Source organism: Arthrobacter sp. JCM 19049, assembly GCF_001310435.1.
Genome location: NZ_BAXF01000360.1, coordinates 1 through 2,259, shown reverse-complemented (window position 1 = coordinate 2,259; position 2,259 = coordinate 1). Strand labels below are relative to the sequence as shown.

1 tRNA gene and 2 pseudogenes are annotated in these 2,259 nt (G+C 62.6%); 1 reads left to right on the top strand and 2 read right to left on the bottom strand.

The features are described 5' to 3' along the window. Together JCM19049_RS12145 and JCM19049_RS12140 are read right to left on the bottom strand one after the other, a co-directional pair. Positions 1 to 914 (bottom strand): annotated as a pseudogene (locus tag JCM19049_RS12145) (anion permease); the annotation flags it as partial. 330 nt (positions 915 to 1,244) lie between these two features. Beyond that, positions 1,245 to 1,325: transfer RNA gene (locus JCM19049_RS12140), tRNA-Leu, on the bottom strand. A 193-nt stretch (positions 1,326 to 1,518) separates the two neighbouring features. Here JCM19049_RS12140 and JCM19049_RS12135 point away from each other — a divergent pair. Further along, a pseudogene (locus tag JCM19049_RS12135) lies at positions 1,519 to 2,124 on the top strand (ANTAR domain-containing response regulator). Positions 2,125 to 2,259 lie beyond the last annotated feature (135 nt).

The window sequence follows — 2,259 nt, the reverse complement described above, 5'->3', positions numbered from 1 at the left end:
GTCCCCCAACGCACCTCGCGCCCTTGCGGCCCATGCCCGAACCAATCACCGAACCGGAGGCGACCTGGGTGGTCGACAGGGCGAAGCCCAGGTGCGAGGAGGCCAGGATCGCCGAGGCGGTGGACACTTCCGCGGAGAAGCCCTGCGCGGGCTTCACATCGGTCAGGCCCGAGCCATGGTGCGGATGATGCGCCAACCGCCGGTGTAGGTGCCCAGCGCGATGGCCAGCGCACAGCTGGTGATGACCCACAGGTGCGGGCCGGTGCCGGCTTCCTGCATCCCGGCGGCAACCAGGGTCAGGGTGATGACGCCCATGGTCTTCTGCGCGTCGTTGGTGCCGTGGGCCAGTGCCACGAGCGAGGAGGAGAAGATCTGGCCGTAGCGGAAGCCGCCGCGCTTGGGCGAAGCGCCTGATTGACGCTTGGTGATGGCGTAGGCCAGCTTCGTACACACGTACGCGGAGACACCGGCAATCACCGGGGCACACAGCGCCGGCAGCAGCACCTTGCTCATCAGCACGCCGTAGTCGATGGCGCCCAGCCCGGCGCCGACGATGGCCGCACCGATCAGGCCGCCGAACAATGCGTGGGAGGAGCTGGAGGGAAGGCCCAACAGCCAGGTCAGCACGTTCCAGATCACTGCGCCCATCAGGCCGGCGTAGATCATTTCCGGCATGATTTGCACGCCGCCCTCGCCCTCCTTGATGATTCCGCCGGAGATCGTCTTGGCAACCTCGGTGGAGAGAAACGCGCCTACCAAGTTGAGGCTGCGGCGAGCAACACAGCTTTTTTCGCTGTGATGGCGCCGGTTGCGATTGGAGTGGCCATCGCATTGGCCGTGTCATGAAAACCGTTGGTGAAGTCGAAGAACAACGCCAAGGTAATGACCAGGACGACGATGAGCGTCAAATCCATTGAATACCAGCCTGGGGGTCGAACGGCTAAGGGAAAGTTTTCTGCTCAGCACACCGCGATGTCGATCCATCTGCACGGTGAACGACACGGCACAATGGCCGCGAGCCAGTTCAATCATATGACTACCTGTCACTGAGTCAATCTGAAAAGTCAACCCAGATCTGGCGAACAACGGGTGACACGCAGGTGAACCCGGATCATCCTATGATCAAGCTAACAGGCGGTTTCCGCCGGCTTTTCGTTTCTGCGGATGCGGTGCAAAGCACTGCTGGCACGAAAAATCCCCACCGCGCAACCCGCAGGTCGTGCGAAGGGGATTCCATCACCAGGTGCCCAAGGTGGGACTCGAACCCACACATCTTTCGATACCGCATTTTGAGTGCGGCGCGTCTACCGATTCCGCCACTTGGCTGGCACTTTTACGATAGTACTGGACGGATTTTGGATTTCCTAATCGAATCTTCCGCGTCATCGGGCATACCGGCCCCCAGGCAAGTAGGCTGTTCTTAGAAACCCCGGTTTCCCGCCCAGCATCTGCCTTCCGGCGTTAGCGAGCGACCAGAATTGCTGCCCGTGTGAACACAAAGGAAACGAATTGAGCCAGCTGCCCGACATCACCAAGATCCCCGCCGAAACGCCTGGCACCGCCCGCCGCGTACTCGTGGCCGAGGATGAGACCCTGATCCGCCTGGACATCGTCGAAATCCTGCGCCAAGAGGGATACGAGGTAGTGGCCGAGGTCGACAATGGGGAAAGCGCCATTGAGAAGGCCCGCGACCTGAAGCCGGATCTGGTCCTGATGGACGTGAAGATGCCGGTGCTTGACGGGATCAGCGCCGCGGAAACCATCGTCAAGGAACGCATCTGCGGTCGTGCTGCTGACCGCCTTTAGCCAGAAGGAACTGGTGGACCGGGCCCGGGAGGCCGGCGCCATGGCGTACGTGTCAAGCCGTTCACCGAGGCCGACCTGACCCCGGCCATCGAGATCGCGATCTCCCGGCACGACGAGCTGCGCGCCCTGGAGGAGGAAGTCAGCAACCTCAGCGAGCAGTTCGAGACCCGCAAGCTGGTGGATCGGGCCAAGAGCCTGCTGATCACCAAGATGGGGCTGACCGAGCCCGAGGCGTTCCGCTGGATCCAGAAGACCTCCATGGACCGCCGGCTGAGCATGCGCCAGGTGGCCGAAACCGTGATCGATCAGGTCAAGTAGGGCCGACCCCAGCCACGGGTTCACCGCAAAGCAGCCCGCCGCCGCTGCGGACCGAATCTCAGAACGCGGCCATCGCCTTGCCGGCGGTGGCCGCGTTTGACGTCTAAATCGTGCCGTGGCGCCACAGCGGCGGAG